Annotated in this window: 26 protein-coding genes; 6 read left to right on the forward strand and 20 right to left on the reverse strand. The window is 32.7% G+C overall.

The annotated features are described in order from the left end of the window. Nucleotides 1-51: 51 nt before the first annotated feature. A complete protein-coding gene (locus BSF41_RS04740; RefSeq protein ID WP_095928370.1) occupies nt 52-2052 on the reverse strand; it encodes a fumarate reductase/succinate dehydrogenase flavoprotein subunit in 2001 nt (666 codons plus the stop codon). 11 nt (nt 2053-2063) lie between these two features. Then, nucleotides 2064-2729 (reverse strand): succinate dehydrogenase cytochrome b subunit, encoded by a 666-nt coding sequence (locus BSF41_RS04745; RefSeq protein ID WP_095928371.1) that lies wholly within the window; start codon nt 2727-2729, stop codon nt 2064-2066. A 356-nt stretch (nt 2730-3085) separates the two neighbouring features. Between BSF41_RS04745 and BSF41_RS04750 the strand changes: the two genes are divergently transcribed. Further along, on the forward strand, nt 3086-4447 hold the full coding sequence (locus BSF41_RS04750; RefSeq protein WP_095928372.1) for a hydroxymethylglutaryl-CoA synthase family protein: 1362 nt from the start codon (nt 3086-3088) through the stop codon (nt 4445-4447). A 556-nt stretch (nt 4448-5003) separates the two neighbouring features. On the opposite strand, the gene BSF41_RS04760 is transcribed toward BSF41_RS04750, so the two are convergent. From BSF41_RS04760 to BSF41_RS04800, 9 genes are all read right to left on the reverse strand, one after another. Next, on the reverse strand, nt 5004-5375 hold the full coding sequence (locus BSF41_RS04760; RefSeq protein WP_141248116.1) for a hypothetical protein: 372 nt from the start codon (nt 5373-5375) through the stop codon (nt 5004-5006). Nucleotides 5376-5426: 51 nt separating this feature from the next. Continuing rightward, complete coding sequence (locus BSF41_RS04765) at nt 5427-5915, reverse strand: hypothetical protein (RefSeq protein ID WP_141248117.1); 489 nt, start codon at nt 5913-5915, stop codon at nt 5427-5429. Between the two features lie 53 nt (nt 5916-5968). Then, on the reverse strand, nt 5969-6517 hold the full coding sequence (locus BSF41_RS04770) for a hypothetical protein (RefSeq protein ID WP_095928376.1): 549 nt from the start codon (nt 6515-6517) through the stop codon (nt 5969-5971). 101 nt (nt 6518-6618) lie between these two features. Next, nucleotides 6619-7359 (reverse strand): LytTR family DNA-binding domain-containing protein, encoded by a 741-nt coding sequence (locus BSF41_RS04775; protein WP_095928377.1) that lies wholly within the window; start codon nt 7357-7359, stop codon nt 6619-6621. 151 nt (nt 7360-7510) lie between these two features. Continuing rightward, entirely contained in the window at nt 7511-7951 is a 441-nt protein-coding gene (locus tag BSF41_RS04780; protein ID WP_095928378.1) for a GNAT family N-acetyltransferase, read from the reverse strand. Between the two features lie 16 nt (nt 7952-7967). After that, entirely contained in the window at nt 7968-8234 is a 267-nt protein-coding gene (locus BSF41_RS04785) for a hypothetical protein (protein ID WP_095928379.1), read from the reverse strand. Further along, the gene (locus tag BSF41_RS04790) at nt 8218-8670 is read right to left on the reverse strand and encodes a hypothetical protein (protein ID WP_095928380.1); all 453 of its coding nucleotides are present in this window, start codon (nt 8668-8670) and stop codon (nt 8218-8220) included. The genes BSF41_RS04785 and BSF41_RS04790 overlap by 17 nt, the downstream gene beginning before the upstream one ends. Before the next feature lie 23 nt (nt 8671-8693). Next, entirely contained in the window at nt 8694-9293 is a 600-nt protein-coding gene (locus BSF41_RS04795; RefSeq protein WP_095928381.1) for a hypothetical protein, read from the reverse strand. Further along, on the reverse strand, nt 9290-10621 hold the full coding sequence (locus BSF41_RS04800; protein WP_095928382.1) for a polymer-forming cytoskeletal protein: 1332 nt from the start codon (nt 10619-10621) through the stop codon (nt 9290-9292). Before BSF41_RS04800 ends, BSF41_RS04795 begins: the two co-directional genes overlap by 4 nt. Before the next feature lie 177 nt (nt 10622-10798). Between BSF41_RS04800 and BSF41_RS04805 the strand changes: the two genes are divergently transcribed. Beyond that, entirely contained in the window at nt 10799-11206 is a 408-nt protein-coding gene (locus tag BSF41_RS04805; RefSeq protein WP_095928383.1) for a helix-turn-helix domain-containing protein, read from the forward strand. A 99-nt stretch (nt 11207-11305) separates the two neighbouring features. On the opposite strand, the gene BSF41_RS04810 is transcribed toward BSF41_RS04805, so the two are convergent. Further along, entirely contained in the window at nt 11306-11941 is a 636-nt protein-coding gene (locus tag BSF41_RS04810; RefSeq protein ID WP_095928384.1) for a hypothetical protein, read from the reverse strand. Nucleotides 11942-12450: 509 nt separating this feature from the next. Here BSF41_RS04810 and BSF41_RS04815 point away from each other — a divergent pair. Further along, entirely contained in the window at nt 12451-13743 is a 1293-nt protein-coding gene (locus BSF41_RS04815; protein WP_095928385.1) for an aminopeptidase P family protein, read from the forward strand. Nucleotides 13744-14088: 345 nt separating this feature from the next. Here the strand turns inward: BSF41_RS04815 and BSF41_RS04820 are convergent, their stop codons facing one another. Together BSF41_RS04820 and BSF41_RS04825 are read right to left on the reverse strand one after the other, a co-directional pair. Beyond that, entirely contained in the window at nt 14089-14607 is a 519-nt protein-coding gene (locus BSF41_RS04820) for a ferritin (RefSeq protein ID WP_095928386.1), read from the reverse strand. 89 nt (nt 14608-14696) lie between these two features. Then, on the reverse strand, nt 14697-15053 hold the full coding sequence (locus BSF41_RS04825) for a hypothetical protein (RefSeq protein WP_095928387.1): 357 nt from the start codon (nt 15051-15053) through the stop codon (nt 14697-14699). A 177-nt stretch (nt 15054-15230) separates the two neighbouring features. Between BSF41_RS04825 and BSF41_RS04830 the strand changes: the two genes are divergently transcribed. Beyond that, a complete protein-coding gene (locus BSF41_RS04830) occupies nt 15231-16034 on the forward strand; it encodes a TIGR00266 family protein (protein WP_095928388.1) in 804 nt (267 codons plus the stop codon). A gap of 167 nt (nt 16035-16201) precedes the next feature. Next, nucleotides 16202-16978 (forward strand): alpha/beta fold hydrolase, encoded by a 777-nt coding sequence (locus BSF41_RS04835; protein WP_095928389.1) that lies wholly within the window; start codon nt 16202-16204, stop codon nt 16976-16978. Nucleotides 16979-17063: 85 nt separating this feature from the next. Here BSF41_RS04835 and BSF41_RS04840 read toward each other — a convergent pair whose 3' ends face one another. Together BSF41_RS04840 and BSF41_RS04845 are read right to left on the reverse strand one after the other, a co-directional pair. Then, complete coding sequence (locus BSF41_RS04840) at nt 17064-17438, reverse strand: hypothetical protein (RefSeq protein WP_095928390.1); 375 nt, start codon at nt 17436-17438, stop codon at nt 17064-17066. A gap of 24 nt (nt 17439-17462) precedes the next feature. Beyond that, complete coding sequence (locus BSF41_RS04845) at nt 17463-17798, reverse strand: hypothetical protein (RefSeq protein WP_250834922.1); 336 nt, start codon at nt 17796-17798, stop codon at nt 17463-17465. A gap of 273 nt (nt 17799-18071) precedes the next feature. Here BSF41_RS04845 and BSF41_RS23690 point away from each other — a divergent pair, with 273 nt between their 5' ends. Beyond that, nucleotides 18072-18215 carry a hypothetical protein gene (locus tag BSF41_RS23690; RefSeq protein ID WP_172426846.1) on the forward strand — a complete coding sequence of 48 codons (144 nt, stop codon included), beginning with the start codon at nt 18072-18074 and terminating at the stop codon, nt 18213-18215. Between the two features lie 6 nt (nt 18216-18221). Here the strand turns inward: BSF41_RS23690 and BSF41_RS04850 are convergent, their stop codons facing one another. The 4 genes from BSF41_RS04850 to kbl all read right to left on the reverse strand — a co-directional run bounded on the left by BSF41_RS04850 (nt 18222) and on the right by kbl (nt 24809). After that, entirely contained in the window at nt 18222-18896 is a 675-nt protein-coding gene (locus BSF41_RS04850) for an ATP-binding cassette domain-containing protein (RefSeq protein ID WP_095928512.1), read from the reverse strand. A gap of 298 nt (nt 18897-19194) precedes the next feature. Beyond that, nucleotides 19195-21957 (reverse strand): PD-(D/E)XK nuclease family protein, encoded by a 2763-nt coding sequence (locus BSF41_RS04855; RefSeq protein WP_095928391.1) that lies wholly within the window; start codon nt 21955-21957, stop codon nt 19195-19197. A gap of 63 nt (nt 21958-22020) precedes the next feature. Next, nucleotides 22021-23502, reverse strand: coding sequence for an OmpA family protein (locus BSF41_RS04860; RefSeq protein ID WP_095928392.1), 1482 nt, complete (start codon nt 23500-23502; stop codon nt 22021-22023). Between the two features lie 113 nt (nt 23503-23615). Beyond that, on the reverse strand, nt 23616-24809 hold the full coding sequence (gene kbl, locus BSF41_RS04865) for a glycine C-acetyltransferase (protein ID WP_095928393.1): 1194 nt from the start codon (nt 24807-24809) through the stop codon (nt 23616-23618). Nucleotides 24810-24815: the final 6 nt, after the last annotated feature.

The raw sequence follows: 24815 nt of genomic DNA on the forward strand, positions 1-24815 counted from the left end.
TTTGTATAAGTATTAAGTATTAAGAAAAAAGTATTAAGACTTTTCTAAATACTATTTATAGCTTCTTTGAACTAATTTAATGTTTTCGTAGTTAAGAGGTTCTTTGTGTAATACTGCATCACTTGGTTTTCCTTTGTATTCCCAAGCTGCAACATATGCAAAGTTTTCGTCATCACGAAGTGCTTCTCCTTCTTCTGTTTGGTATTCCTCACGGAAGTGACCTCCACAAGATTCGTTACGGTGTAAAGCATCTTTCGCGAACAATTCTCCTAATTCTAAGAAATCGGCAACACGAGTTGCTTTTTCTAATTCCTGATTAAATTCGTAAGCGCTTCCTGGCACTTTTACATCTTTATAAAACTCTTCACGTAAAGCAGCAATTTCTTCGATAGCTTCAGTTAAACCTTTAGCGTTACGAGCCATACCTACTTTATTCCACATAATTTTTCCAAGTTTTTTATGGAAATAATCTACAGAATGTTTACCGTTGTTATTGATAAATTTATTGATTTGATCTACAACCGCTTTTTCAGCTTCAACGAATTCTGGCAAGTCTGTAGAAATTTCTCCCATTTTAATATCTGGAGCTAAATAATCTCCGATAGTATATGGCAATACGAAATATCCATCAGCTAAACCTTGCATTAAAGCAGAAGCTCCAAGTCTGTTTGCTCCGTGGTCAGAGAAGTTAGACTCTCCAATAGAGAAACATCCAGGAATTGTCGTCATTAAGTTATAATCAACCCAAGTTCCACCCATTGTGTAGTGAACTGCTGGGTAAATCATCATTGGTGTTGTATAAGGATCTTCGTCGACGATTTTGTAATACATCTGGAATAAGTTTCCGTATTTACTTTTCACGATTGCAGCTCCTAATTTAGTTACCAAAGCAGCATCTTTATCATCTAAACCTTTTACATAAGCATCTTCAGTTCCGTAACGTTTGATAGCTGCTGCGAAATCTAAGTAAACTGCTTCTCCAGTTTTGTTAACTCCAAAACCAGCATCACATCTCTCTTTAGCCGCACGAGATGCAACGTCACGAGGTACTAAGTTACCAAAAGCTGGATATCTTCTTTCTAAGAAATAATCTCTTTCGTCTTCAGATAAATCTGTTGCTTTTTTCTTTCCTTCACGGATAGCTTTTGCATCCTCAAGGTTTTTTGGTACCCAAATACGACCATCATTACGTAAAGACTCAGACATCAAAGTCAATTTAGACTGATGATCTCCAGAAACCGGAATACATGTTGGGTGAATTTGTGTGTAGCAAGGATTTGCGAAAAATGCTCCTTTTTTATGAATTTTCCAAGCTGCTGTTGCATTACTTCCCATAGCATTTGTTGAAAGGAAAAATACGTTTCCGTATCCTCCAGAACCAACTACTACCGCGTGAGCAGAATGTCTTTCTATTTTTCCTGTAATTAAGTCACGAGCGATAATACCTCTCGCTTTTCCGTTCACGATTACAATGTCAAGCATTTCGTGACGGTTGTACATTTTAATTTTTCCACGACCAATTTGACGGTTCATTGCAGAATAAGCTCCTAACAATAATTGTTGTCCAGTTTGTCCTTGTGCATAAAATGTACGAGAAACCAAAGTTCCTCCAAAAGAACGGTTATCTAAAAGTCCGCCATATTCACGAGCCAATGGCACCCCTTGAGCCACACATTGGTCAATAATATTACCAGAAACTTCAGCCAAACGATAAACGTTTGCCTCACGAGCACGGTAATCACCACCTTTTACAGTATCGTAAAACAATCTGTAAATCGAGTCACCGTCACCTTTATAGTTCTTTGCTGCGTTGATACCCCCTTGTGCTGCAATAGAGTGCGCACGACGTGGAGAATCTTGGAAGCAAAATGCTTTTACGTTATATCCTAACTCCGCTAAAGTAGCCGCAGCCGAACCTCCAGCTAAACCTGTACCAACTACAATAATATCTAAATTACGTTTGTTAGCAGGGTTTACTAAATTAATATGATCTTTATAATTTGTCCATTTGTCCGCTATAGGACCATTTGGAATTTTTGAATCTAATGCCATTATAATTGATATTAATTATTGAAATGATGAAATAAAGCGATAATTACAAAAAGCGCTGGAACTACAACTGCGAACCAGTAACCTACTTTTGATAAAAATCTAGAGTACTTGTTGTGCATCCCTACAGATTGAAGAGAAGATGCAAACCCATGCCACAAGTGGAATCCTAAAAGGACAAATGACACACAGTACAATGCCGTACGAATTGGATCGTGAAATTTGTGAACTAACTCACCATAATACCTCGTAGCATCTGGTGCCGTACCAGCTATATATTTATAGCTAACTTCAGGAAACCAGAAATCATAAAAGTGCAATCCTAAGAAAGCCAAAATAACCAATCCAGAAATAATCATATTTCTAGAACTCCAAGAAGCGTTTGCAGCTCCGTTGTATTTAGCGTACGCAATTGGTCGTGCCGCGCTATTTTGAGCGGTAAGAATAAATCCCATTACAAAATGGAAAATTACTCCGAATGCCAAAACTGGCTGCATTACATATTGTATCAGCGGATTGTATCCCATAAAGTGAGAAGCTTCGTTGAAAACATCTTCACTCAAAATAGAAATAAAATTTAAGGAAACATGCAGCGCTAAAAACGTGATTAAGAATATTCCCGAAAGAGCCATAGCTACTTTCTTTAAGATGGAAGCATTCAATAGTGCAGATTGTGCCATAAGTGTTAAGTAGTTTGTTTTAAAAAATTAGACAAAAATAACTCAATTACAAAAGAACTACAACCATTTCGCTGTTATTTATAATGATTTTAAAATAGCGCAATTCTACGTATTTTTACGTACAAAATTAAAACTGATAAAAAATAATTCACTATAGAAAACCTCAAATCATTGTTTTGTAAAACAGAATCAAGGATTTCGACTCTAAGTAGATTACCAAAAATTTATGATATTATTATTTTATTGGAAGTTTTGATTTGTTTTCTTCAAAAGTGTAGGGTCATCAAAATTTTATCAAAGTAAAAAATTGTCATTCCACAACATAGTTTTACCTTTAGCGGCTCAAAAAAATAAGAATGAAAACAGGAATTGATGCTATTTCATTTGACGTAGCAAACATACATTTACCCATAAAAACTTTGGCTGTTGCCAGAAATATTGAACCCGATAAACTAGAAAAAGGTCTTGGTCTAATAAAAATGACTTTCCCAGACGCACATCAGGATGCGGTTGTTTTTGGAGCAAATGCTTTAACAAAACTTATCATTGATAATAAAATTGACTTAAAAGAAATCAGTCGAATCTATGTTGGTACCGAAAGCGGCATTGACAGTTCTAAACCCATTGCTTCTTATTTAATTAGCTTAATGGAGCAGAAATTTGGTGAAGATTCATTATCAGAATGCGATGTTGTGGATTTTACTTTTGCTTGTATTGGTGGTGTAGACGCTTTGCAAAACTGTCTTGATTTTGTAAAATTAAATCCAACTAAAAAAGCCATTGTAGTTACGTCTGATTTTGCAAAATACGATTTAAATTCTGGGGGGGAATACACACAAGGTGCTGGAGCGGTGGCAATGCTGATCACTGCAGATCCGAAAATTATTGCTTTTGATGATAATTGGGCAACAAGCACAAAAGGTGTTTTCGACTTCTTTAAACCATACAGAACGATTGCTAAAGAAGAAATCACTAAAAACGCAAACAACGATTCTTGGTTTGATAATTTAGAAGCTGAAATTGAAATTCATAAAGATCAGCCAGTTTTTGACGGCCAATATTCGAATCAATGTTATATGGATCGTACGCGAAATGCTTACTTTTCATTCAAAAAATTAAAAAACACAACCGAAACGTTATATAACACTTGGCATAGTATCGTGATGCACTTGCCCTATTCTTTCCAAGGAAGAAGAATGTTATCTGAAATCTACGCTTTAGACAGTGCCGAAAAAATTATTGCCGATGATATTGCGCCAGCAGATTATCAGACAAAAATTAAAGAAGTAGCAAAATCGGATGATTACAGAAGTTTTGTAACTGAGAAATTACAACCTGCAGAATTGGCTTCATCATTAATTGGAAATCTTTACACTGGTTCTATCTTTATGGGATTGTTATCGACTTTGGCTCATTTTTATGATACAAACAAAGAAGTTGCCGGAACTAAATTCGGTTTCTTAGCTTACGGAAGCGGATCGAAATCGAAAGTTTTTGAAGGAACGATCCAGCCAGAATGGAAATCGGCTTTGGAGAATGTAAAGCTTTTTAAAAATTTAGCTGAAAGCGTTGAAATTGATTTCAATACTTACGAAAGTCTTCATAAAAAAGAACAAAAACAAAGCGTAAGAACTCCTAAAAACGAATGGGTTTTAGACAGAATCGAAAAAGAAATTCCTGTTTTGATTGGAGCGAGATATTATAAATGGGTGGATTAAATTCCAATATTTGAAATTCCAAATTCCAAATAAAAACCGAAGCACTTGCTTCGGTTTTTTGTTTTTATACCATACCGTTTGTCATCCTGAGCGAAGTCGAAGGACAAGTTAGTAGCTCTACAAAGATTGATTTTCGTTGCGGAGTTACTTGCGAAGATTTCTCCTTCGTCGAAATGACAAGATTGCGCAAAAAAAACTTTGTCAAAGTTTAAAACTTTGACAAAGGTCACGGCTAAAATTTAAACCGATTAATTATTTAAATTCCAACAAGAAATTCTCTAATTATCTCATTGACATATTTTCTAATTAAAAAATCAATCTTTTTTATGCTGTTCAGTATAATTTTGGTTTCCTTTAATTCTGGTATCTTCCGTATGCATTCCGTTTGCCATTCCTAGCATAAAGGCTGTAATTACGATTATAAATTTTCTTTTTATCCAATTAAGAAGCGGTCGCCTAGATTGCTCCAAGCGAGAATTTTTATTTTGTTTATACATTTTGAAAATGATAAATGATTAGACATTATTGAATCATCTATGCTCAGAAATAAATTTCTTTAAGCGCTGTATAAACTTTTACCGAAGTCTTTTGAAGTGATTATTTCATTTATAAAAACACATTGTTTTATAAATGAAGTTAGGTTTTGATAAAGCAGGTTTTGAAGTTTCAACAATTTCTTGATTTGGAAAGTAAAGACATTTTTGGTTTTGAGAAAATTCAAAACAATTGAAAATCTTATTTCATTCCAAGAAACAGCTTGTCCGAATTTATAAAAACGAGAGCTTTTAAAATTTAATTCTCTTTTTAAAACTACAAACGAAGACTCGTAATACTCTGCCGATTTAGATTGAGAATTTAAAGTACCATCGCCCGCAATCACGACAAAAGTCAGAAAGAGTGCGATTAAGTATTTTATATGTTTTTTCAATTTACTTTTATCAATTTATAAATTACTTGCTTACTTCAATAATCAAAAATATTACTGTTTTGCAATATCGATTTTTGTTTTTAACAAATCATATAATTTCTTTGTATCATTATTGACCGTTGACCATTCTCCTACTGATTCGTATTCACACATTAAAGTGGTTCGTCTATCTCTTATTTTTACCAAAATACATCCTGCATAACAAGTTGCCATTACATCAGTAAAAACAGGCTTAGATATTATTCGGTGTGCGTATTTGTAAACACTATCTCGTTCTGAAACAGTCATTACAAATATTTTCTTTTGAATCGTATCTAATTTATAAGCGGATGAATAGCCCTTACGCTTCACTTTTTCGTAAATCGCCTCATCAAAAGTTGCTGTATCACATTCTTTATAAATAACTATTTTTTGATTTTTAGTCTGAATTTCAATATCGTCCCACTGCAAATCCTTATTCTCTTCTTTTTTATTTGAATTACAAGAAAGCATTCCTATTAAAGGCAACATAAAAAAGACAGCAATTGAACGTTTATTCATAATTTTCATAAAATAAAGACAATATACAAATCCTATGTTTAATATTTAGTCTTTCACAATAACTTTTTCTTCTCAAAAAGCAAAAATCCCAATCCGAAAACAAAAACCAGACAACTCAAAAACATATAAATTCCATCTTTCAAAACAAAAAATGAAAATCCAATTGATGCTGAACTCAAAATAATCATTAAAACAATAACAAAATGTGTTTTAATAAAACGCAAAGCATGCATCGTTAAACCAATAAAAAGTAATGAAGGCCCAATTGCAATAAAAGGATAGAAAATTTCTGGTGAATTACTTATTTGATGGCTTAGTACTTCTTTTGCAATTTCATTATTTCCGTAACTCGACATTACAAAATCAATTGTACAAAGTCCAATGTGTGCGACAACTCCAAAAGCTGTTACAATTGAAGCAAAAAAACTCAAAGTGAATTTCGGAAAAACGTCATTAAATGACAATAACAAACAAGCGCCGATTAAATTAAACCAATGTGCTAGATCAATTGGTTTTTGAAAATTGGGTAAAATTTTAGCAAAGAATAAATAACTGATCAGGAAAAATAATAGTCCAAGCAGGCAAAGATGTTTTGTTTTCATAATTTATTTTTAAAATTGATGAAGCAAAACTAAAATGAAAATTCACCTGAAAGCCTTATTCTACTGACTTAGGTACGAAATGCATTGTTTTAGGTACAAAATTACAATGCCAATAAAACATCTTTATAATTTCTGGAAACCGGAAGTTCTATTTGAGTCAATATAATTGTATTTGCATTTCTCCAAGATTTAAAATGCGACGGATTTATTAAATGCGAACGATGAATTTGCACTAAAAAACCAAAATCGTCCTGAACTTTTTTGAGCGAAGACCGAATAAGTTTCGACTGAAGTTTCTCATTTTCGAGATAAAAAATCTCAACATAATTCTGCGCATTCGAAATACAGACTAAATCGGATTTATTGATTTTTAGAATGTCTAATCTGTTTTCGCCTTTAAATAGTAGAACATCTTCTTTTATTGGAATGAGTTTGATTACATATCTTCTTGCGAGAATAATTACAGGGGTTATAATTAGAGCGACTTTTATAAATATTATCGAAAAGAATTCTGAAAAAGTATATCCGCCACTTAAAATTGGACTTTTATAAAAAGCGAAAACTCCAATTAAATACAGTACATGAAACAGAAAAATGGCTGTTATTTCTAAACTAATATTCCACTTCCCTATTCTTTTGTAAAAGTTTTTTTGAATAACAGCTAAAAGACCATAACATAAAAAAGCCATAACACTAAACCCAAAACTGATTAAAAACCACGCTCTGAAATTTATAGTTCCGTCGTCAAAAGGCCTTATAATGAAAGCAAAAACAAAAAGCCATAAACTTATTAGAATGGCAATTACTAAATGATGCTTTATTGATGGATTTAGTTTATACATTCTACTGTTTTTTTTTCACAATCTTGTCATTTCGACCGAAGGGAGAAATCTTCGCAAGTAACTCCGTTCCAACAAGCCAATCTTTGTCGAGCTTCTCGCGAAGATTTCTCCCTTCGGTCGAAATGACAAACTAGACTGATAATTCTATAAATTATTTATAAATCGTAAACTTATTATGACTCAAACTAAAACCAAGATTCTCATAAATCGCTACATTCTCAACTCGCTTTTTATTTGTCGTTACTTCAATACTTTTTAAATTATGCTGTTCTGAATAATTTAAAATTTCATTTATCAATAATCGTCCAACGCCTTGTCCGCGATATTTTTTATGAATGAAAAACTCCTGAATCTCACCAACCAATCCGCAATGATGCAGCAGATTTTGGGTGTGAAAACTAATAAAACCTAAACCTACATTTTCATTTTCAGCAATGAGATACAGATTTTTTGGGTTTGAAATATTTTCATTGAAGATCATTTCGAAAACTTCAAAATCTAAAACTTCATTTTCGAGTTCGCAGATTGCTTTGTAAACGAAGTCTAGGTCGCCGTTTTGTATTTTTCTGATTTTACATTCAAGCTTTTCCATTCAACTTATGAGTTAATTAGATTTTATTCTTCAAATCAATCTGTTCAAACATATTTTTCCAACCATACCAAGCGCAAGTTCTGTCAAAATATTCTTTTTTTTGATTTTCAAATTTAATTATATAGTGATCTTTTGTCGTACAACCTCCTGATTGCAATAGATTTAACTCGCATTCCATTTTAACAATCGCATCTACTTCTTTTTGGCTGAGTTTTTTTTCGATTCCTCTACTGATAAAATAATATTTTTCTTCTTCTTTTCTTATTTCAACAATAGTTGCCATAGCAATGAAAACATCCCAAACTCTCAAAACATAATTCCACTTTCTGATTGTCCTTTAAATTCTTAACAAACGATTCGTTAATAAAATCAGTATATTTTGAATAATCGGGATGAATTGAAACCTGATAAACTCTACTTTCGGTTATTTCAATTGTTTTCTGCATCTGCTGATTTAGAAAATTTTCATATACGAATCTGTAAGTTCCATTTGACAAACTATCAATTACGAGTTCTTTTTCAATGTAAGGTTTTTTAAATCTCCCATATTTCTTAAATAGTTTTTCATCTTTATAAACTGAAATCCAATATATTCTGGGAAGTTCTTTATTTGTTTTATCTTCAAACTCAACTTTTAATTTTATAGATGCAAAAGAATCTTTTTTGCAACTCACAAAAATTATTAAAATCAACAAAAGTAGTGCTGTTTTAAATTTCATCTTTGAATTAAAGTTGTTATTAATTAATTTTTATTCCTGTTTCTAGGCTCAATAAGCCATTCAATAGTAATAACTTTTGAACATTTATCTTTTACATCACTTCCCGCCCAATCAATTAAAATTGCGGCACCATCTTTTTTAATTTGATCTTTAACAAAATCAAATGTTTTTATAGATCCAACAGGACCTTCTCCACTTAAATCAAAAACTATATTTTTTGTTTTCGTAAAAACTGAATATAAAGAAAGTAACTTCTTTTGACTATAATCAAGGTTTTTTACTTTGTCATTTTTAGAAATACCATTTTCTTCAAAGATTTTTGGCTCTGAGTCTTCATTCAAATTTGTATTTCTTTTTAAGTATCTACTTACTGTTATAGAACTAAAAATACGTTCAAATCTTGACTCTTTAAAATTCTCTGCAAAAGTTAAGGGCTTTACTACCTTTACATTTTCATGTTGTATTTTTCCTGTAAAAATATCTGTTAACTCAGCTTTCATTTCATAAAAGTAAGCTGTTCCGTATATGTGAATGAGAAGCAGTTCTCCTTTTCTAAGTTCAAAAGGCGGTATAAAATACTCGCTAGTTTTTATCCCTTTACTTTCAATTAATAGCTCTTTCATTTCTCAAGTCGTTCAAATTTCTGTTTGTATTTTTGAATATATTTACCCCACTCCTCTTGATTTTTATAAACCGAAAAAGCATAATCAACGGTTTCTTTGCTGAAATGATTTCCAAAAATATTATCTAAATATTTAATTCCAGAATCGATTACTAGTTTTAAAACCTGCAATTTATCAATTCCGTTTTGTTTGCAGGCTTTATCCAGCCATAATCCTTTTCCAATTTTCACATATTCTATTAGAAGATCTTCTGTTATAAATTGAGCAGGAACATCATTAATATCGGGTTCATGTTTTCCGTTTTTGAAAACCAATAGAACCAATTCTCCCGAATAATATGCTGACGGAATTAATCTCAGCATTGTACCGCTTTGAGCTGCTCTAAAACAAAATTCTTTTGTAATAAATTCATCAGGAATTACCTGAATCGCAAAACCATCTTTACTGACTAATTTTTCGCAAAGCTCAGAAGTTATCAAATCCTGACCAATGAAAGGCAAAGCATGAAATGTAATATTTAAAGCCAAATTGCAAAGTTCTTCAGTTTTAAATTGCTTCGGAACGAGTTTAAGATCTCTGTAATTTGCCAAAACGCGATCACGCCAATATTCATAAGTTTTAGCGGGCGGATTATTTTGTTTTAAAACCCATTCTCCTCTTGCCAAATCACGTTCCAATTCTTCAAAAGTTTCAATTAACTGATTATCGAGTAATTTTCGGAGTTCATTTGAAATAATTTCTTCGTCAGTTTCATCGTCATATTCGCATTCATTTTTAGGATCAATTTCATCTCTATCATTATAATAAAACAAATCATTTTTTCTTTCTGCAAATACTGTATTATGATCTGTAACGATAAAAACTGGAGAATTTATAGAACCCGAACAATTAAAACTTCCATGATTATAATACGTCATCACGACTTCTTGTGCTGTAACATTTCCTTTTACTTCAACATTCGCCCCACCAAGCAAAAGACTTTGACAATTTACGCTTCCGCTAATGAAAACATACGGGCCATAATCGCCTTCGGCATTAATAATTGAACCGCTTACAGAAAGATTTCCATATATAAAAATACCTTCAATTCTTATTTCTTCTATCTTTTTGGCTGGAAGATTTAGCAAATTGGCTAACCATTTTTTCTCTTTATCTTCATAAAGATCTAAATAAAAATTTCCTTCAAAATTGACATCTTCGTCTGCCGTGAGAAAAAAATATCCGTCTTCCCATTCATCAAAATAATCAAACTTTTCATCCTCAGTTAAAAAAGGATATTTGGTTTTAATTTCGGCTATAGTAATTAACTTAAAATTGAAAGTCTGCATTTTATGGTATTATTCGAAGTTGATTTTTTGAATATCAAGATTACACAATTCTAAATTCAAAACCAATTCGATAGTCAGAAAAATTGTATTTTTACTCCACAAAAAAGAACTTGCAACAGCAAACTTGTTTTCTGCATAAACCAAAAAAGGTAAAAGAATTTTAAATATCTTTGAATCATGAGCACAGCAATAAAACCAAGACACATCGGCAGAAACATTAGCCGAATTAGAGAACTGAGAGATATGAAGCAGGAAGCGCTTGCTATTGCACTTGGTGTTAGTCAGCAATCTGTTTCTAATCTCGAAGGAAGTGAAAGCGTTGATGACGAAAAACTAGCCAGAATTGCAGAAGCTTTGGGTGTTTCAACAGAAGCTATTAAAAATTTTTCTGAGGACGCTGTTTTTAATATTATTGGGAATACCTATAATGATGATTCTTCATCTATAAAAAACTATAATTGTACTTTTAATCCGCTTGATAAACTTTTGGAAGTTATTGAAAAGAATGAAAAACTTTATGAAAGATTGGTTGAAGCCGAAAAAGAGAAAGTGGCACTTTTGGAGAAGTTGCTTGATGATAAATAGAAATTTATTTTATAAAAGAAAAAAAACCGAAGTTTTGAAATTTCAAAGCTTCGGTTTTTTTATGTTTCGCTACATAGCAAACAAACTAGAATTTCTAATTTATTCAATGACATAAATTAATATAGGAGGGCCAGCATCATGTTCTGCAACAGCTAAATAAAAAGGCTTTTTCAAATTTAATTTTTCGAATACATTTTCTTCATCTGCCCTTTTAAATAATTTATTCATTTCTATTAATGCTGTAGCTTCAAATAGTTTATAAATATTATTTACATCTATAAAATCATCAAAATTATCTTCCTCTCCCTGTATGTTTTCAGTTAAGTGATATAAAGTTGGAGAAATAAAAGCTGGCAGACAAGAAATATTATCCAAATATTCCATCTGATCCTCATCGATTTCAAATTCAGATAATTTTCGATCTGAATCATCAAAATCAATGGCAAAAGCTTCTAACTCCCCACCATACAAACCTCCATGTTCAAAATAAATCATATTGAAACTTTTACCAATATCACTATTATATTTCTCTGCAAGCCAGTATTTTTCAATATTTATCTTTAGTTCCTCAATCATCAAATTTTCATGTTCTTCCCTATTTTGGTTTTTCCATAAATTATAAAATGAATTATAGGCTTCATTTTCCGAATCTTGTAAATCGGTTACAATAATTTCTTTTGCCTCTTTTTCAATTTCCAGAAAATTGTTTAAAATCAAATCATTAACTTTTTCCATGTATCATTTTAAATTATAGTAGAATACCAATATACAAAATACCAGAATCTATAAAATGCTTTTTCTTTTAAAAACCACATATCTCTCGATAGCTATTGGGATGAACGGGAGTTGCTAAGATTTTTCAATCTTTGTAGAATTTCGAGTGTGATCTCTCCTTCGTCGAAATGACAAGATTGAGGTTACCTGCAGTTTTAAAAAAGAAAAAAATCTGCCGAATCTGCTAAATCTGCGTGAGAAAAAATCACCAATCTTAGTGGAGTTTCGAGTGTGATTCTTCGTTCCTCAGAATGACAAAACAGAATCTAAACTTTGTGTTCTTTCTTTTCTTTTTCAACAAAAAAATAATCATTGCGTTCTTTGCGAAAAATCTTAGCGCACTCTGCGTTAAAAAAACTTTGCGCCTTCGTGGCAAAAACAATAAATAAGAAAACTTTAATAAATCTGCTATACGCCACTAATTCAAAAATTAGTAATTTTGAAATTCGAAGTTCAAAAACGAAATAATTATGAAATATCATCAAATAAACAGCGCACTTTTTGTAAAAAATCGCAGAAAGTTCATGGCTGAAATGAAACCTAATTCTGTTGCAGTATTCAACTCAAACGACATTTACCCAGTTAGTGCTGATAGTACTTTACCGTTTGCACAGCATAGAGATATTTTTTATCTGAGCGGTGTAGATCAAGAAGAAAGCGTTTTGCTTTTGTTTCCAGATGCGCCTTATGAAAGTCAGAGAGAAATTCTTTTCTTAAGAGAAACAAACGATCATATCGCAGTTTGGGAAGGCGAAAAACTGACTAAAGAACGTGCTTTTCAGGTTTCTGGAATTAGAACAGTTTATTGGTTACAGGATTTTCATAAAGTTTTGAACGAAATGATGACGTATGCCGATACGATGTACATCAATACAAACGAACATTATCGCGCAACTGTTGAAACAGAAACTCGTGAAGCTCGTTTCGTAAAATGGTGGAAAGAGCGTTATCCAGCACACAATGTTGCAAAAAGCAACCCAATTTTACAAAGACTTCGTTCTGTAAAGGAAAGCGAAGAAATCGATTTGATTCAGCACGCTTGTGATATCACAGAAAAAGGTTTCCGCAGATTATTAGGATTCGTAAAACCAAATGTTACAGAATATGAAATCGAAGCCGAATTAGCTCACGAATTCATCAGAAACCGTTCTAAAGGTTTTGCTTACACGCCAATTATTGCTTCTGGAAACAATGCGAATGTTTTGCATTATATCGAAAACAATCAGCAATGTAAAGACGGAGATTTGATTTTGTTGGATGTTGCGGCTGAATATGCAAATTACTCAAGCGACATGACGAGAACAATTCCAGTTTCTGGACGTTTTACAGATCGTCAGAAAGCGGTTTATAATGCTGTTTTGAGAGTTAAATACGAAGCGACAAAAATGCTTACGCCTGGAACACTTTGGAAACAATACCATGTTGAAGTGGGTAAAATCATGACTTCTGAATTACTTGGCTTAGGTTTAATTGACAAAGCCGATGTTCAGAATGAAAATCCAGAATGGCCTGCTTACAAAAAATATTTCATGCACGGAACTTCTCACCACTTAGGTCTTGATACGCACGATTACGGATTGCTTCACGAACCAATGAAAGCGAACATGGTTTTCACGGTTGAGCCAGGAATTTATATTCCAGCAGAAAAATTCGGAATCCGTTTAGAAGATAACGTTGTGGTTCAGGAAAAAGGAGAACCTTTCAACTTAATGCGTAACATTCCTGTTGAAGCAGATGAGATTGAAACTTTGATGAATTCATAAATAAAAAAGAGGCTGTCCAATATTTTCGGACAGCCTTTGTTTTATAAGTGTTTCTTTTTTAAGCCCCAGTGGGGCGAAATATTTATAGCCATTCAATCGTATTGATGTAAAAGAGCTCCAGCGGAGCGACACATAATATTATAAAAAAGCATATGTCGCTCCGCCGGAGCTCTAACAGGAATAACACACAAAATTTCTATAAATATTTCTCTTCTCCGAAGCTGGTTTAGAAACCCAAAAAGGTTTCAAAAAACTTATACTTTCAAAACCGTTTACCAATCTGTAAACAATAAAAAAGCCCTTAATAGTGTATTAAGGGCTTTTTAAATTATATAAATCGGTTAATTATCCGATTTTTGAGATTTGTACATCCAATTGGAATTTACCGTCAGCTTCATTTCCATTGATTAGATCAAAAAGCTCTAACGCTCTTCTTGCATTTTTCTCTTCTTCTCTTTGTTCTGCTACATACCACATCATGAAATCTTCTGTAGCGTAGTCATTTTCAGCTCTACATTTTGCGATTACTTTATTGATCGCCTGAGTAACTGCAATTTCGTTTTGCAAAGCAATTTCGAATACTTCTTTAAAAGAAGCAAATTCTTGCTGCACTTCTGGAACCGATGGCGTAATTGCAATCCCTCCCATATCTGTAATGAATTTGAAAATTTTTAGAAAATGCTCTCTTTCTTCTTCTGCTTGCTTATACAAATACGATGCTGTATTGGCATAACCATTTCTATCCAACCATGCAGCCATAGCTAAATATTTGTTAGAAGCGTCACTTTCTAATTTTGCTTGTAAATTCAATATATTTTCTACACCTTCAACTAATGAAGTACGTGTTCTTAGTAAATCTTTCATAACCTTTAATTTTTATACGTGTAAAATTACAAAAATTAAAGAAGCCGATCGTAACCCCTTGAAAATTTGGATTTAATCTAAGTAAGAATCTAAATAAGCTCGACGTTTACCATATTGCAAAGCATAGAATGCAGGTTGAGGGTAAATTTTGTTCCGTTTAGTAAATCTCTTAACTGCACTATTTCGCAGATAGTAAGATTTCTAGAAAAGTTTCTTTTGGTAGTTTCAATCAGCTGTGCATCTGATTGATCAGATAAGTCATAAAGCATGTTAAGAATATCAACACTATTAACCTTTCTTTGAAAAATCAAAAAATCCTGAATTTTATAACTTGACATAGTATCAACAAAATTAATAACTATACTATTGGTCAAATCACATTGGTAACTGTATCCTTTTTCGGTCTCAAATAATACTTTGGTGGTCAAATCGCTAACTAATGACATTCTGATAAAATTATAACGATGCAAAAATATAGAATTTAAAGCAAATAAACACGTAATTAAGACTAATTTAAAATAACAAAATCATTTAAAGTTCTTAAAAACAGTCGAAGTGCATTAAACACTGTAACATTCTACAGCATTTTTTGTCTAATTTTAAAAACAAATACCTAAGAAATTATGCAGGCACACGAAATAGATTATCAGATTTTTGGAGAAGAAATGCAGTATGTGGAAATAGAATTGGATCCACAGGAAATTGTAATTGCCGAAGCAGGCAGTTTTATGATGATGGAAAACAATATCCAGATGGAAACTATATTTGGAGACGGTTCTCAACAACAAGGTTCGGGTTTGTTTGGCAAACTTTTAAATGCAGGTAAAAGAGTTCTTACTGGCGAAAGCTTGTTTATGACGGCGTTTTTAAATCAGGGTAACACCAAAAGTAAAGTTTCATTTGCATCTCCATATCCTGGAAAAATTCTTCCAATTGATTTAACTCAATTTCAAGGTAAATTTATCTGTCAAAAAAGTTCTTTTTTATGCGCAGCCAAAGGCGTTTCTGTCGGAATTGAATTTTCTCAGAAACTAGGTCGCGGTTTATTTGGCGGTGAAGGTTTTATCATGCAGAAAATTGAAGGAGACGGAATGGCATTTGTACATTCTGGAGGAACTATGGCTAAAAAAGAATTAGCTCCTGGCGAAGTCTTAAAAGTAGATACGGGATGCATCATTGGTTTTACCAAAGATGTAGATTATGATATTGAATTTATTGGTGGTATTAAAAATTCCATTTTTGGTGGCGAAGGATTATTCTATGCCACTTTAAAAGGTCCGGGAACAGTCTTTATACAATCGTTACCTTTCTCGAGATTAGCAGATCGCATTATTGCATCGGCACCACGATCTGGAGGAAACAGTCGTGACGAAGGAAGTCTTCTTGGCGGGCTAGGAAATCTTTTGGATGGTGATAACCGATTTTAATTTTAGAATGGCTTTCAGAAATGGAAGCCATTTTTTATTATTTCACAAACTAAACAATGCTATAAATAATTTTATAACTATTTTAAAGATTTCCCAATTAAATCAAGACATCATGATATTTTACTTCAGCTTTCTTAACTTTGTGCTTTCACAAAAAAATCTTCATTTTGAAAACGATTTTATATAAAAATACTAAAATATCATACTCAGATTCTGGAATTGGAAACACAATAGTTTTACTTCACGGCTTTCTTGAAAACAAAAAAATGTGGTTAGAATATAGTAATCTGTTTTCTGAAAAGTACCGTGTTGTAGCAATCGACTTATTAGGTCATGGTGAATCTGATTGTTTAGGATATGTCCATAAAATGGAAGATAATGCAGGCGTTGTAAATGAAGTTTTAGAGCATTTGAATATTGAAAAAGTTACAATTGTCGGGCATTCAATGGGAGGTTATGTTGGTTTGGCTTTCGCCGAACTATATCCAGAAAAAATTCAGAAATTAGTTTTACTAAACTCCACTTCAAAAGAAGACAGCGCGGAGAAAAAATTAAACAGAACCCGAGCTATTAAAGCTGTAAAACAAAATTATGTCAATTTTGTAAGTTTAGCGATTGCAAATTTATTCAGTGAAAACAACAGAATTCGATTAGCAGAAGAAATCGAAAAAGTAAAAACGGAAGCTTTAAAAACGCCTTTGCAGGGAATTATCGCTTCTCAGGAAGGAATGAAAATTAGAAAAGACCGAGAAGAACTGGTTCGCAAAAATTTATTTCCGATTTTATTGATATTAGGAAAAAAAGATCCTGTTTTAAATTACGAAGAAAGTCTTTCACAAATCGAAGATACGACAGCAGAATTGGTTTCTTTTGAAGACGGGCATATGAGCCAGATTGAAAACAAAGAAGCTCTAAAAACTATTTTATTAGATTTCTTCGAATAAAAATCAAAACAATCAGGATCAAAAAAGGCCATTTCTAACCTAGGGTTGAAATAGCCTTTTTCTCATTCTTGGGGGCAAAATATCGTTATAACTTTGAAGTAATGTCTTTCTTGTATTTAGATAAAGTCGCTCTTGTTAAACCAAGATTTGCTTTAGTAGAATCTACAGCTAAGTAGATAAAATATCTTCCATCTTCAGAAACATCAATAATATGAATCTGATCTGTAAGGGTAATTAAAATATCATTAATTTTTTGATTTAATCCTAAAGCTCTAAGTGCATTTAATTTAGCTTTTACGACTTCTAAATTATAAGCTGAAGCCAATTCTGGATCAAAATCAGATTTTACTGTTAGAGAGCAGTAAGACATTCCTGTTTCAACTTCTGTAACCGAAACAGCGATGAATCCGTTAACATTCTCTTTTAAATCGTTTTGAAAATTTTGCAAAAAATCTGACATGTGTATTAAATTTTTGGTTTTAAATTAGTTGTTAAAAATAGAATCCATTTTTCTTAGCAATAGACCCATTTTGCTTAAATCTTTAGAAAGCAACGCGATGCAATTATCATCTTGATTTTTGCTCGCTACAACAATTCCGTCGTTATTTTTTATCATAACTTGTTTAAGATCTCCATTGTTAACGTCCTCAGACATTTCTAGGCACATCTTTAAAATCATTCCGATCATTGCTGCAACATTCCCGTCGTATTCTAAATTAACAGACTCATTCAAGATTCCATCAATATTAAAACTTAGTCCAGACTCTGCGCCAGTCTCTTCTACTAGTGTTTGTAAATCAATCATTTTCTTATTTGTCATGTTTTTGGAAGCGCCAAAGATATTTTAATATTGGTAATTGTGCGATAAACACTTGTTAAAAAAAGATGCAGTATAACGTACTGACGCACTTTTATTTATCACTTAATTAATCCTATTTTTTTGCAAAAAATCTGCAAAAAAAACTAACATAAAAAGCAAATAACACTAAAAACGTAACATTTTACTTAACAAAACTCATTTCTAAAATTAACATTTATAGATTGTTGCATTTGACAAAAGTTTTTCTATAGCTTTGCAAAAAAATTTAATAAAATGAAAACTGTTGACGAATTACGCTTTGACTTAAATGTAAAACTGGAGAAGTTTAGAAGATTTCGTATTGAAAACGGACACATTAACAACTCGACTTCTGAAGAAAAATCTAAAAAAGGTTTTTTCAAAAAAATATTCAGCTAAAAGCATCTAAAAAATTGCCGAATCTATCAGATAACCTTTCTGCATAAGTTCGGCTTTTTCATTGATTATCTGCAACTTACCATTATTCATTATTCTTAAATCTGTTGCAATTTCTATAACACTTCTATAATTGTGATCTGTAACAATTATTCCCTTTTCTTGAGAATTTTCTTTAATTAATAAAGCTACAATTTCTATCATTTTAGGAGACAAACCACTAAACGGCTCATCTAATAATACAAATTTTGACTGATTAGAAAGTATTAATTTAACTTGAAGATATCGCAATTCTCCAAAAGACAAATCCCTAATTTTTTGATTTAAAAGAGATTTTAAAAAATCATCTTCACAAACAAAGTGGGCTTTTTGTTTATCGACAGATAACAAAATGGTTTGCAAAACCGAAAAATGATTTGGAATAAATTGGTTTTGATGTAGATAACCAATTTCATTTAACAAAGTAGAGGCGTTATTTTTTGAAATTCCGTTAACAAAAATACTTTTATCCAAAGCTGGCACTATTCCAAATATAATTTTCAACAAGGTAGATTTTCCAGAACCATTCCTGCCAAACAAGCCTATTACTTGACCTGTTTCCAACTTCAAATAAATATCCGAAAGCAATAATTTATTATTAAAGCTTTTTTGAATTCCGCTGACTTCAAGAATATGTTTTTTCAAGATATTTTTTGAATTAAAATCCAAATCGCCGCACACAGAAATACAAAACCAAAATTTAGCAAAAGACTACAAAACACAAGCCTTCTTTTTGAAAGACCATTGTTCCTATAAAACAAATATTCGTTTTGGCGATATATTTCTTTAAATCCAATGCTTGAAGTAAAACCTAGTGTAGCTATCATCAATAAAAAATGATTAAATCCTCCAAAAAGAAATGCAATGGCAGAAACGGCTAAATTCACAATCAAAGTCGTCTTATAAAATTCGAATATGTTTCTAAATTTCCTGATAAGATGTTCTAGATTTTTTCCTCAAAAGGAATATTAATATCCAAAATCTCCGCTAGCAAATTAGCAATTTCTTCCAAATAAGAATTCAAGATTTGAGGTGACACTATAACATCTAGATCCTTTTCTTCTTTAAAGCCAAAAGGCAAAAAACCCGATTTTAAATTTTTAAATGATATAATTCCAACTTCTATCGGAAGTCCGCCTGCATGTTTCTCAAACATGAATGCATAAGCCAAAACCTGAATGATTTTGTCGTTTTTAAGCTCTTGTGTTAATCCATTCCAAGATTTCAATATAACATTAGACTTTTCTACTTTTCCGGTCTTATAATCGATAATTCGGATTTTCCCATCTCGACGTTCAATTCGATCGACATTTCCTTTAATTAAAACAGGAAACGGCAATTTTGGATGAACAAACTCGCGTTCAAAAGTCTGCTCTAAAGCAATTATCTGAATCGCTTCATTGTTTTTTACCGATTCTAATTCCATTCTCAAGAAATTAGCCACATTTCGTTTTGCGACTTCAAAAGCCAAAAGATTTCTCCCTTTCTTGATTTCACCTTCTTTGTAAACTAACTTAAACTGCTTAAGCACTTCATCATCCAGTAATTTAAAACAATTTAAAAGATCGTTCTCAAAAATAAATTTCCCAATAAAAGGCTCATAAAGCGTTTTTAATGTTTCGTGAATAATTGTTCCTAAAGTATTCAAAGCAATATTTTCTTCCACTTCTTCCACTTCCCGAATTCTCAAAATCTTCTGAAAATAAAACTCAATCGGATTCCGAATATAACTAGTCAACGCTGAGGGCGAAAAACCATTAACAGCAATCTCCTTCAATCGCTCCATTACCAATTCAGACTTAGGAACAGAAATAGGCTCGTAAGCTGTATTGGGAAGATCAGGATTATAAATATCAAAAGTAATATTATGCTGTGGTTTCTTCTCGACTTCTAGTTGCGTAATAAAACGGCTTCGTTCTCCAGCATCCAATCCGTCATTTTCAGTATTATAAATCAAATAAATATTTTTAGCCCTCTGTAATAAGTGATAAAAATGATAAGTATAAATAGCATCCTTTTCCTTAAAAGTTGGAAGGCCAAGTTCTCTTTTTACATCATAAGGAATAAATGAATTTTGCGATTTTCCAGCTGGAAATTTACCTTCATTCATAGAAGTTATAATAACAGTATCGAAGTCCAAAACACGACTTTCCAAAACCCCCATGATCTGTAAACCTCGTAAGGGCTCACCCTCAAAAGATACTTCCGCTAAATCTATAATCTGTTTGTAAATCGAATGCAGGGTATCGATATTGTCGATATGATGATGTTTTGAATAATAATTTATTAGCTTATTGATTACTTTAAAAACGCCATAAACAAAAGCTTTCGCAATTTTTTCTTCTTCATTATCATTGCTAAAATGATCTTTAATTGCGATCAATAAAGTCGAAATATTCTTTAAAACTGCAATAGAACCATTTTCCCATTTTTCAAACAACAAATTAAAAAAATTTGAAGACTCTGGATGAAGTTCTAAAATTTTCTGATGCGTAATAAAAGTATAATTATTCTCTTTTATAATTCGTACCAATCTATGTGCATTCGCATAGGGCTCCACCAAAGGATGCGTCAAAATATCAAGCACGTCTTTATAATAAAAAACATAACTGCCTCCTTTTCGAGAAAGCGCATTGGTGTGCATTTTAAATAATTTGGCAACAAATATCTGCGACGGATTATTTTTCCCAGAATATCCCATCGTAATATTTAATGCCCCAACAGATGAAGGAAGCGAGTATAGAACAGGAACCAATAAGTTTTCCTCACCTAGCACAACTGCAACTTTATCCAACGAAGCATCAGGGTGTTGATCTATTAAATTCTCAATAATACTTCCAGCCAATTTTGCTTGGCCAATTGTTTTTGGAGTTCCTATTATTTGAATGTTTTTTGACTGTGAAAAATCATCAACAATCCATTCAAAAACATTTGATTTATAATGTTTCCAACTTTCTTTAAATCGTCTTAAAAAAAGTCCTGCATCATGATATGGATCATTTAGAAAAGCCTGGTCGGCATCCCAATAAATTCTAGCTTGATCTAAAGCTAGTAAATGCTGTACTATTTTTTCTTCGGCAGCATTCAAAGCATTGAAACCGGCAAAAATAAATGTACGATTTCCAATAGTATTCGAAAAATGATTAAGATTATTTACCGCTTCTCTGTAAATCAAACCTTGATATCCAATTGACTTAAAAAGCAAATGATTGTACAACGACTCGTAGTACAACGGAAGTAACTTCCAGAAATTTATGTAGTTTTCAAGAAGCTTTGTTTTTTGATCTACTTCCAGTCCCCATCTTTTTATATCTTCAATATCTTTCAGATAAGACAGAACATGCGAAGGATCCAGAAGATATCTGTCAATTTCATTAAAGTCCTGTAGAAGCGTTTTTGCCCAATTTGCAAATAGCTCAAAAGATTGTTGTTGTTTTTGTTCTGTAATAGATAAATAAACTTCATAAAATTCAAACAAAAGCTCAATCGAATCAACCGAACGAATTGAAGCTACATCTTGAACAAAATCTTCTATACTTGTAATCTCTGAAGCAATGATAGTTCTTGAAGTCTCTTTTTTAAGAGCTTCGATCAAAAAAACTTTTGCCCTTTTATTAGGAAGTATTATTGTTATTTCAGAAAGTTTGCCTGCAAAGTCCTGAATTACAATAGAGGCAATTTTTTGAAGAAAAGAAGTATTTACCATAGGATAAAAATAAAAAAAGCCATTCAATTAAGAATGGCTTTTCCTGTTTATTTAGAAAACTAATTATAGTTTACCTTGGTATTTAGAACCAATGTGTCTAATTTCAGTTCTTCTGTTTTGTGCTTTACCTGCAGCAGTTTTGTTACTTGCAACTGGTTGGCTAGCTCCAAATCCTTTAGACTCTAAGTTCTCTGGGTTAACACCTCTTTGAACTAATGCATCTAAGACAGCTTTAGCTCTGTCTTCAGAAAGTTTTTGGTTGATTTTAGCAGAACCTGTACTATCTGTGTGTCCTTCAATAGAGAATTTCGCGTTTGGATAGTTTTTAAGGATTTCTTTAATAGCATCTAATCTAGCTTGAGTTTCTTTATCTCCAGTTTTGAAAGTAGCTTTTCCTGAGTTGAAGTATACCGCTCTAGCTTGAACTTTAAGATCTTCTAACGCCTCAGAAGTTACTTCTGGACATCCTCTGTTACTAGCTGGACCAGCAACTGTAGGACAATCGTCATCTTTATCAGCTACACCGTCTTTATCAGCATCTAAGAATGGGCAACCACCGTTTTCTTTAGGACCAGCAACTGTAGGACATTTGTCATCTTTATCAGCGATTCCGTCTCCGTCAGTATCAGGACAACCTTTTAAAGCAGCTAAACCAGCAACATCTGGACAAGCGTCATCTTTATCAGCAATTCCGTCTCCGTCTGTATCAGGACATCCGTTTAATGCAGCTAAACCAAATACATCTGGACAAGCATCAGAAGCATCAACGATTCCGTCACCGTCAGTATCAGGACATCCGTTGAATTGTTTTAAACCAGCAACATCTGGACAAGCATCATCTTTGTCGTAGATTCCGTCTCCGTCAGTATCTTTACCTCCGAATTTGAAGATTAAACCTGCAGTGTGTTGGAAGTGAGATGGAGTATCAATTTCTCCATTGTAGTCATTTCTTCCAGGATTATCTCCAGACCCTGAAGCAACAGCCCATTTGTATCTTGTAGCAAGCTCAAGACCAATAGCATCTGTAAACCAGAAAGTGATTCCAGCACCTGGGTTAACAGTTCCAAAACTGTCATCTCCTAAGAAAGTATAACCTCCACCAATAGATAACGAAGGATCAACCACTTTAGATTTGATTAATTCTTGGAAGCTGTATTTGATAGTAGCATCAATTCCGTAGTACATTAAGTCACCAGGATTAGTTACAACGTTACCTCTTCCATCATGTCCTGGAGCAGTTGGTGCGAAATAAACAGCTTTATCAATTTTGTTTACAGATCCTTGTAAACCAACTGACAAACCATGTCCAATGTATCTATTTACTCCAATGTAAGATAGAGAAGGAAGGATGTTCCAATTGTCTTTTACAGCGAATGGCTGAGAGAAGTGTTGATCAAAAAACCCATGACCAGCTCCTGAACTTGTTCTAGTATCCACAGCATTAACCCCGAAAGAGATCGCCCATGGATTGTTACTGTCTTGCGCGTGAGAACTTAAACCCATCGCCATCAATACAGCAACTAAAAGTTTGTTAAGATGTTTCATACTTAATTTTTTTAATTACAATTTAGTTAATTACAAGCAAAAGTAACACCAAATTTTTTAAATACAAAATGAAATGTTAAAAAAAACCTACAAAAATTTAACGTAAGTGGTAATTATATAACTTTTAACATTTTACCGACAACTGTGAAGGCATTTATAGCTTTATCCAGGTGTTCTTTTTCATGCGCCGCAGACAACTGTACTCGTATTCTAGCCTTATCTTTTGGAACCACCGGAAAGAAAAACCCAATAACATAAATCCCTTGTTTCAAAAGTTCATTTGCCATCGTTTGAGACAATTTTGCATCATACAACATAACAGGCACAATTGCAGAATCTCCATCAATAATGTCAAAACCTGCTTTTTTCATACCTTCTTTAAAATAGTTGGTATTCCATTCTAGCTTATCACGAAGCGCAGTGTCTTTTTCTAACAACTCAAATACCTTTATAGAAGCCCCAACAATTGCAGGTGCCAATGAATTTGAAAACAAATAAGGTCTAGATCTCTGACGCAATAATTCGATTATTTCTTTTTTCGCAGTAGTATATCCTCCCATTGCTCCTCCTAAGGCTTTACCCAGAGTTCCCGTAATAATATCTACTCTTCCCATTACTCCCTTTGCCTCAAGAGTTCCTTTTCCTGTTGCTCCAATAAAACCAGCCGCGTGACATTCGTCTACCATAACCATTGCATCATATTTATCAGCAAGGTCACAGATTTTATCTAATGGCGCTACAAGACCGTCCATAGAGAAAACTCCATCAGTAACAATTAATTTAAAACGAGCTCCTGCTTCATTTGCTTTTATTAATTGCTGCTCCAAATCTTCCATATTATTGTTTTCATAGCGATAACGAGCCGCTTTACATAAACGAACACCATCTATAATAGAAGCATGATTTAAGCTGTCTGAAATAATTGCATCGTTTTCTCCTAACAAAGGTTCGAATACTCCTCCATTTGCATCAAAGGCTGCCGCATACAATATGGTATCTTCTGTACCATAAAAATCAGCAATCTTTTTCTCTAATGTTTTATGAATATCTTGTGTTCCGCAAATGAAACGAACAGAAGACATTCCGAAACCATGCGTATCCATTGCATCTTTAGCAGCCTGAACCACTTCTGGATGAGAAGAAAGTCCTAAATAATTATTAGCACAAAAATTCAACACTGTTTCGCCTGTCGAAATTGTGATTTCTGCACCTTGAGGAGACGTAATAATACGTTCCTTTTTAAAAATTCCATTTTCCTCAATTGTCTGCAATTCCTTTTGCAGATGTTCTTTTATTTTACCGTACATTTTATA

The organism is Flavobacterium sp. ACN2 (genome assembly GCF_002303885.1).
Lineage (GTDB): Bacteria > Bacteroidota > Bacteroidia > Flavobacteriales > Flavobacteriaceae > Flavobacterium.

Bases quoted from the DNA above. Each gene is read 5' to 3' on its own strand.
- BSF41_RS04740 (WP_095928370.1), bottom strand. From the start codon at position 2,052: ATGGCATTAGATTCAAAAATTCCAAATGGTCCTATAGCGGACAAATGG.
- BSF41_RS04745 (WP_095928371.1), bottom strand. From the start codon at position 2,729: ATGGCACAATCTGCACTATTGAATGCTTCCATCTTAAAGAAAGTAGCT.
- BSF41_RS04750 (WP_095928372.1), top strand. From the start codon at position 3,086: ATGAAAACAGGAATTGATGCTATTTCATTTGACGTAGCAAACATACAT.
- BSF41_RS04765 (WP_141248117.1), bottom strand. From the start codon at position 5,915: ATGAATAAACGTTCAATTGCTGTCTTTTTTATGTTGCCTTTAATAGGA.
- BSF41_RS04770 (WP_095928376.1), bottom strand. From the start codon at position 6,517: ATGAAAACAAAACATCTTTGCCTGCTTGGACTATTATTTTTCCTGATC.
- BSF41_RS04775 (WP_095928377.1), bottom strand. From the start codon at position 7,359: ATGTATAAACTAAATCCATCAATAAAGCATCATTTAGTAATTGCCATT.
- BSF41_RS04780 (WP_095928378.1), bottom strand. From the start codon at position 7,951: ATGGAAAAGCTTGAATGTAAAATCAGAAAAATACAAAACGGCGACCTA.
- BSF41_RS04785 (WP_095928379.1), bottom strand. From the start codon at position 8,234: ATGGCAACTATTGTTGAAATAAGAAAAGAAGAAGAAAAATATTATTTT.
- BSF41_RS04790 (WP_095928380.1), bottom strand. From the start codon at position 8,670: ATGAAATTTAAAACAGCACTACTTTTGTTGATTTTAATAATTTTTGTG.
- BSF41_RS04795 (WP_095928381.1), bottom strand. From the start codon at position 9,293: ATGAAAGAGCTATTAATTGAAAGTAAAGGGATAAAAACTAGCGAGTAT.
- BSF41_RS04800 (WP_095928382.1), bottom strand. From the start codon at position 10,621: ATGCAGACTTTCAATTTTAAGTTAATTACTATAGCCGAAATTAAAACC.
- BSF41_RS04805 (WP_095928383.1), top strand. From the start codon at position 10,799: ATGAGCACAGCAATAAAACCAAGACACATCGGCAGAAACATTAGCCGA.
- BSF41_RS04810 (WP_095928384.1), bottom strand. From the start codon at position 11,941: ATGGAAAAAGTTAATGATTTGATTTTAAACAATTTTCTGGAAATTGAA.
- BSF41_RS04815 (WP_095928385.1), top strand. From the start codon at position 12,451: ATGAAATATCATCAAATAAACAGCGCACTTTTTGTAAAAAATCGCAGA.
- BSF41_RS04820 (WP_095928386.1), bottom strand. From the start codon at position 14,607: ATGAAAGATTTACTAAGAACACGTACTTCATTAGTTGAAGGTGTAGAA.
- BSF41_RS04825 (WP_095928387.1), bottom strand. From the start codon at position 15,053: ATGTCATTAGTTAGCGATTTGACCACCAAAGTATTATTTGAGACCGAA.
- BSF41_RS04830 (WP_095928388.1), top strand. From the start codon at position 15,231: ATGCAGGCACACGAAATAGATTATCAGATTTTTGGAGAAGAAATGCAG.
- BSF41_RS04840 (WP_095928390.1), bottom strand. From the start codon at position 17,438: ATGTCAGATTTTTTGCAAAATTTTCAAAACGATTTAAAAGAGAATGTT.
- BSF41_RS04845 (WP_250834922.1), bottom strand. From the start codon at position 17,798: ATGACAAATAAGAAAATGATTGATTTACAAACACTAGTAGAAGAGACT.
- BSF41_RS23690 (WP_172426846.1), top strand. From the start codon at position 18,072: ATGAAAACTGTTGACGAATTACGCTTTGACTTAAATGTAAAACTGGAG.
- BSF41_RS04855 (WP_095928391.1), bottom strand. From the start codon at position 21,957: ATGGTAAATACTTCTTTTCTTCAAAAAATTGCCTCTATTGTAATTCAG.
- BSF41_RS04860 (WP_095928392.1), bottom strand. From the start codon at position 23,502: ATGAAACATCTTAACAAACTTTTAGTTGCTGTATTGATGGCGATGGGT.
- kbl (WP_095928393.1), bottom strand. From the start codon at position 24,809: ATGTACGGTAAAATAAAAGAACATCTGCAAAAGGAATTGCAGACAATT.